Origin of the sequence: Brachyspira innocens ATCC 29796, assembly GCF_000384655.1 — a bacterium.
Taxonomy (GTDB): domain Bacteria; phylum Spirochaetota; class Brachyspiria; order Brachyspirales; family Brachyspiraceae; genus Brachyspira; species Brachyspira innocens.
This window is the reverse complement of record NZ_ARQI01000089.1, coordinates 21,392-28,179: the sequence shown is the minus strand read 5'-3', so window position 1 is coordinate 28,179 and position 6,788 is coordinate 21,392. Positions and strand designations below refer to the sequence as shown.

Sequence of the window (6,788 nt, the reverse complement as noted above, 5' to 3'; positions counted from 1 at the left end):
CTATAAAAGCTAGAGGAAATATACAGATAAAAAAAGTTTTTTTATTTTTCATAAAAAATCCTTAAAGTATTGAGTCATAATTAACATGATAAATAAAAAAAATCAAGTATTTTTAATTGCTTTATACATCATTTTTTATATTTTTATATTATCTATTATTGATTTTTATTTGTTATGGTATATAATGCCTTCCTATGATGAGTATTTATTTAAACCAAACCAAACCAAACCAAACCAAACCAAACCAAACCAAACCAAACCAAACCAAACCAAACCAAACCAAACCAAACCAAACCAAACCAAACAGAATAGAATAGAATACTTTTGCATTTTTTTCTGGGAGTTAAATAATGTTATTTAATTCCACAGAGTTTATGATATTTTTTCCTATAACATTAATCTTATATTGGATATTTCCAAAAAAATACAGATATATTTGTTTATTCATAGCAAGCTATACATTTTATATGTTTTGGAATCCTAAATACGCATTGCTTATGGGCACTTCCACTGTAGTAACTTTTTTAAGCGGTGTATTAATAGAAAAGTTAAAATACAAAAGAACTGTTGTAGCATTTAGTTTTATAATAAATCTTGCAATACTTATATTTTTTAAATATTTTGATTTTCTGCTTCAGAATATTAATATAGTTTTGTCAGCACTAAATATTCAGTTAATAAATAAGCCTTTTGATGTAATACTTCCAGTTGGAATATCATTTTATACTTTTCAGGCATTAAGTTACACTATAGATGTTTACAGAGGAGAAATAAAATCTGAGAAAAATATTATTAAGTATGCATTGTTTGTATCATTCTTTCCTCAGTTGGTGGCTGGACCTATAGAGCGTTCTAAGAACTTACTCATTCAAATAGAAAACTTAGAAAAAGTAAAAAGGTTCGACTATGAGAGAATAACCGAAGGACTTACTTTAATGCTTTTCGGTTATTTTCAGAAGATGGTAATAGCAGACAGAGTAGCGATATTAGTAGATACTGTTTTTAATGGATACTATGAATACAACAGCATGGCTTTAATTTTGGCTGCAGTATTTTTTGCCATACAAATATATTGCGATTTTGGAAGCTACTCACTCATAGCAATAGGAACTGCTAAGGTTATGGGTATTAATTTGATGGAAAACTTTAATACTCCTTATTTTGCTAGAAGTGTAAAAGAGTTTTGGGGAAGATGGCATATATCATTATCCACTTGGTTTAGAGATTATCTTTATATACCTTTGGGCGGAAACAGATGTTCAAATATAAGAAAGAGTTTTAATATATTAGTAACATTTTTAGTAAGCGGTTTATGGCATGGAGCTAATTTTACGTTCATAGCTTGGGGTGCTATTCATGGAATATTTCACATAATAGAAGAACAATTAAAACCTATCAAAGAAAAATATTTAAATAGATTCAAAATAAAAACAAATGCTTTCAGTTTTGCTCTAATAGAAATAGTGATAACTTTTATTATAGTAGATTTAGCTTGGATATTTTTCAGAGCAGAGACTATACATGATGCAATATTTTATATAAAAAGAATATTTACTAGAATAGATTTATGGACATTGTTTGACGGTACTTTATATGGTTTAGGCTTAAATATTTTTGAGATGAATATTTTAATCATAGCTTTATTTATACTTATATCTTTTGATTTGGTAAAGTATATAAGAAAAGAGGGTATATTTGAATTTTTAAGCAAACAGAACTTATATTTCAGATGGTTTGTGATGTTATTTTTGATTTTTTACATAATTGTTTACGGCAAGTACGGAGCAGGTTTTGACCCTAAGCAGTTTATATATTTCCAATTCTAATATTGTGAGAGTTATTTATGAAAATAAAGGCTATAAAGATTATTTCTTTTATATTGATATTTTGTGTGCTGCTTTATTCTGTAAGCAGAGCATTAAGATTTAAATATGATGATGGTATTTATCAATTTGATTCATTTTATAAATTGGAAAATAATTCTGTAGATGTTTTATTATTAGGTAGCAGTCACTCTTTTATAAATATTAATTCTTTTTATTTATATGAATTATATGGTATATCTTCATTTAATTTAGCGGGCAGTATACAACCTTTATGGAATACTTATTTTTATTTGAAAGAGGCTTTAAAAACACAAAAGCCTAAATTAATAATTTTGGAAGTTTATACTACAATATTTGATTATGAATATATAGATGATTCTAGAATTATAAAAAATAATTATGGACTTAAATGGTCTATTGATAAAATAAATAGCATAATGGTAAGTTCACCTAAAAATAGGTGGAATGAATTTGTAAACCCTTTTTATCAATATCATAATAGATATTCCTCACTTACTTTTGAAGACTTTCTTAATTATAAAGGCAAGGAAAAATATAAATATGATAAAGGTTGTGTAATTTCATATAGTGTTTATAGTAATATTAGACCTAAAGTTATTTATATTACTAATGAAATAAATTTATATACAAAAGTTGATAAGTATTATAGAATGATAATAGAGTTGGCAAAAAATAATAATATACCTATTTTGATTGTGAAGTCCCCATATTCTGTTTATAATGAAAATGATCAAAAAAAATATAATGTGGCAGAAAGGATAGCTAAAGAATATAATCTTCCTTTTATTAATTTAAACTATAATTATGATGACTATAATTTAGATTTTTCTAAAGATTTTGCTGACGGGCATCATTTAAATTATTTAGGGGCTTATAAAGTTGCAAAATATTTGGGAAAATATTTAAAAGAGAATTATGATTTGCCAGACAGAAGAGGAGACCCTAAATATTATTCTTGGGGAATGAATGCCAAATATGAATATAAAAAAACGTATAATTTTGAATTAAAGCAGTATACAAATTTAAATGAATACATAGAAAAAGTAAAAAATTCTGATGATTATGTTATAAGTATTAGCATGCTTGGTAATTATAAAAATAATGACAGTATTGTTCAAAGTATAGCTACAAATTTTAATATTGATAACATATATTTAAAAAATGTTTCTTATGTTGTAGATAATAATAAACTTATATATTCTTCATCAGGTTCTAATCAGTATCTATTTCATAAAGAGATAGGAAGCTATACTGATTTGGTTCTTCAAAATGGTCAAAAACTGTCTATTAATAGAAAAAATTATATAAAAACTAAGAATGGCATAAACATGGTAATTTATGATAAGTTTACTGAAGAGATAGTTGATAATATATATTTGGAATATAAAGGAAATGCTATTAATCCTACAATTAAAAGATAGATGTAATTTATAAAAATGATTATTATAAATACCGAAATTTATAAACAGTTTATAATAATTTAAATTTATATTATTTAATTAATATTTTTGTTTTAATAGAATCTGAACTCAATAGTATAATGGGAAATAGCATCATCAGGCATTAAATAATCAGGATTTAACATCATCATATTAAGCATATCTACCTGAGCCTTACAGTACATAGCATTATAATAGTCGCCCTCTGAATAATAAATTCTATATTGATATGTTAATTCATCAATAGCACTTTGTTGAAGCGTTGTTCTAGCTATAATATTTGAGTAGTCTACTAATTGTATTATTTTTCCGTTTGCATTAAAAAGCATATCATCTTTTCCAAACTGCCAAACCATAGAGTTTTCATCATAATTAACAGGTGTTAATAATGTCCAATCCTCTTCTTTTGCAGTATTAGGATCTTTATCAGTAACCATAAATATATTTTTTCCAGCATTTTTTATATGTTCTGGTTTTATAGTGAATGTTTTTTCTCCTCTGTCGAATGCCTCTTTTATTTCATTTACAGGAGGTATTGGTATATAATATTTTACCATACCAGCATCTATTATATAATCATTATAAGTTTTATAGTAAACATTATTATCAGATTTAACCCATTTAGGAGGTGTAGGTGTTTTTTCTCTTTTTTTAACAAGTCCAAAATCTCCGTAAAAATCAGTTGATGTAAATTCGTTTTTTTCAAATTCAGATTTGTCTAAAGTATACCAGTCTATAAAATTTTCAGTAACCCATGTATATGGAATAGGAGAGTATTTTTCAACCCAAGTCTTATTTTCTTGTTTTAAAGTAATCTGACCTCCATTTCCTATGAATATTTTACCGCTTTCATTTGTTCTTAACTGCAATCCTGAATAATATCCCCAAGGCGTTTCCCCTAAATCTTCCCAATTATTGGCATCAGACATATCTTTTGATCTATGTATTCTATAGTATTTATTTTTACTTAAATAATAATCAGGCTGATTGAAATATCTAATGCCGTCTGGATTTTGTTCATAAAACATCTCTTCAAGACCATATACATATATATAATCATCTACAAGTGCCATTTGAGCTTCGCTTACTCCAAATCTTCCCTGCCAGCTTGTAGGTTTACTGCTGTCTAATTGTGTAGGCTTTGGTAAATACATATATAGATTATCATATCTTCCATGTTTAGCCCAAGTAAGCATGTCTGTACTTCTATAGTATAAATCTGTATATATTACTTTATCATAATATTCTATTTTTACATCTTTATTTAAATAGTTATCCATATATTGATAGCTTGATTTTGAAAGCGAATAGTCACCATAGTTATAAGGTTCATATATTATTTCATTATCATTTATAACATTTGCCAAATTTAGATAGCTCCATGCACTTTCAGCATTATGACCTAAATTTTGTGCTACTATTTTTATTTCAGCATTTTCAGTTATTTCAAGTATTAATGTAGTAGAATTAATTTTTAATTTTTTATTTACAGTATCATATTTATATGAATGCTCAGCAAGTACATACCATTTGCCTCTGAAAAAAAACTTTTTTCTAAATCCTCCGAATACTAAAGTATCTGAATACTTATTTTCTTCTACGGATATTTCTATTGGTTTTAATTTATCTGGTATTCTAAAATCAGTTGGCGGAGGAATAATATTTGGAGACAGTATATTTATTTTTCTGCATGAAAATATAAAGATAGATAAAATAATTACAAAAGATAGTAAATATATTTTTTTATTTTTTATAGTACATTTCATACAGTGGTATTTCTCTTAAAATATATCGATATTATAAATGATAAAAACTAAATAATCAAATAGAATTTTATGATAAAAAATATTATAATTATATATTACTATTGACTATTTTTTATAGTTATAAATGTATATTTTAGTTATATTATTATGAGTTTATATAAATGCTTTTTAATTCTACCGATTTTTTGATATTTTTTCCTATAACGCTTATTTTGTATTGGATATTTCCAAAAAAATTAAGATATATATGTCTTTTTATAGCTAGTTATATATTTTATATGTTTTGGAATCCTAAATACGCACTGCTCATGGGAACATCTACTGTAGTAACTTTTTTAAGCGGTATATTAATAGAAAAACTAAAATATAAAAGAATAGTTGTAGCTTTCAGCTTTATAATAAATATTGCAATACTTGTATTTTTTAAGTATTTTGACTTTTTACTATTAAATATAAATATGATTTTATCAGCATTTAATATAGAGTTAATAGAAAAGCCTTTTGATATCATTTTACCAGTAGGAATATCTTTTTATACATTTCAGGCATTAAGCTATACTATTGATGTTTACAGGGGAGAGATAAAGTCAGAGAAAAATATTATAAAGTATGCATTATTTGTATCATTTTTTCCGCAGTTGGTAGCAGGTCCTATAGAGCGTTCAAAGCATTTGCTTGGACAAATTCAAAATATGGATAAAATAAAAAGATTCGATTATCAAAGAATAACAGAAGGTCTTATTTTAATGCTTTTTGGTTATTTTCAGAAGATGGTAATAGCAGATAGAGCTTCTATATTAGTAGATACGGTTTTTAATAGATATTATATATATAACTCATCAGAACTATTATTATCAGCATTACTTTTCGCAGTGCAGATATACTGTGATTTTGCAAGCTACTCTCTTATAGCAATAGGAACGGCTAAAGTTATGGGAATAGACTTAATGAAGAATTTTAACACTCCTTATTTTGCTAGAAGCATAAAAGAGTTTTGGGGCAGATGGCATATATCATTATCTACTTGGTTTAGAGATTACCTTTATATACCTTTGGGCGGAAATAGATGTTCAAAATTAAGAAGAAGTTTCAATATATTAGTAACTTTTCTTGTAAGCGGTTTATGGCATGGAGCTAATTTTACATTTATAGCTTGGGGAGCAATTCATGGAATATGCTATTTAATAGAAGATATTACTTCAAAGTTTAGAAATAATGTTTTAAATAAATTTGGAGTAAAGGTAAAAAGTTTTAGCTTTAAACTTCTTGAAGTGATTATTACATTTATAATAGTAGATTTGGCTTGGATATTTTTTAGGGCAGAAACTATACATGATGCTTTTTATTATATAGAGAGAATGTTTACAAAAATAGATTTATGGCGTTTGTTTGACGGCTCTTTATATAAATTGGGATTAGATAGTTTTGAAATGAATATACTTATAATATCTTTGATAGTTTTGTTTTTAGTTGATATTATTAAGTATATAAAGAAAGAAACTATTTATGAGTTTTTAAAAAATCAATGCTTGTATTTCAGATGGGCTGTAATATTTTTCTTGTTATTTTTTATAATAATATACGGTAAATACGGTGCAGGTTTTGATCCTAAGCAGTTTATATATTTTCAGTTTTAGGAGGTATTATATAATAAGAGTTTTATTAATTATTTATATAGAAATTTGTTAATTGTATTTTGAGATGAAGTTGAGTAAAAAATAAGGATATATTTATAA

General features: G+C 25.6%; 5 protein-coding genes. 3 read left to right on the top strand and 2 right to left on the bottom strand.

What is annotated here, in order from left to right; genetic code table 11:
- Positions 1-192: 192 nt before the first annotated feature.
- Positions 193-330, bottom strand: coding sequence for a hypothetical protein (locus F811_RS16480; RefSeq protein ID WP_156821984.1), 138 nt, complete (start codon positions 328-330; stop codon positions 193-195).
- A 20-nt stretch (positions 331-350) separates the two neighbouring features.
- Here F811_RS16480 and F811_RS0103955 point away from each other — a divergent pair, with 20 nt between their 5' ends.
- On the top strand, positions 351-1,826 hold the full coding sequence (locus F811_RS0103955; RefSeq protein ID WP_020003994.1) for an MBOAT family O-acyltransferase: 1,476 nt from the start codon (positions 351-353) through the stop codon (positions 1,824-1,826).
- Between the two features lie 17 nt (positions 1,827-1,843).
- Complete coding sequence (locus F811_RS0103950; protein ID WP_020003993.1) at positions 1,844-3,268, top strand: hypothetical protein; 1,425 nt, start codon at positions 1,844-1,846, stop codon at positions 3,266-3,268.
- A 92-nt stretch (positions 3,269-3,360) separates the two neighbouring features.
- On the opposite strand, the gene F811_RS0103945 is transcribed toward F811_RS0103950, so the two are convergent.
- Positions 3,361-5,052, bottom strand: coding sequence for a hypothetical protein (locus tag F811_RS0103945; protein WP_020003992.1), 1,692 nt, complete (start codon positions 5,050-5,052; stop codon positions 3,361-3,363).
- A gap of 161 nt (positions 5,053-5,213) precedes the next feature.
- Here F811_RS0103945 and F811_RS0103940 point away from each other — a divergent pair, with 161 nt between their 5' ends.
- Positions 5,214-6,689: an MBOAT family O-acyltransferase gene (locus tag F811_RS0103940; protein WP_020003991.1), complete on the top strand. Its 1,476-nt coding sequence runs from the start codon at positions 5,214-5,216 to the stop codon at positions 6,687-6,689.
- Positions 6,690-6,788 lie beyond the last annotated feature (99 nt).

Coding starts and splice junctions, on each gene's coding strand:
- F811_RS16480 (WP_156821984.1), bottom strand. CDS start 330: ATGCAAAAGTATTCTATTCTATTCTGTTTGGTTTGGTTTGGTTTGGTT.
- F811_RS0103955 (WP_020003994.1), top strand. CDS start 351: ATGTTATTTAATTCCACAGAGTTTATGATATTTTTTCCTATAACATTA.
- F811_RS0103950 (WP_020003993.1), top strand. CDS start 1,844: ATGAAAATAAAGGCTATAAAGATTATTTCTTTTATATTGATATTTTGT.
- F811_RS0103945 (WP_020003992.1), bottom strand. CDS start 5,052: ATGAAATGTACTATAAAAAATAAAAAAATATATTTACTATCTTTTGTA.
- F811_RS0103940 (WP_020003991.1), top strand. CDS start 5,214: ATGCTTTTTAATTCTACCGATTTTTTGATATTTTTTCCTATAACGCTT.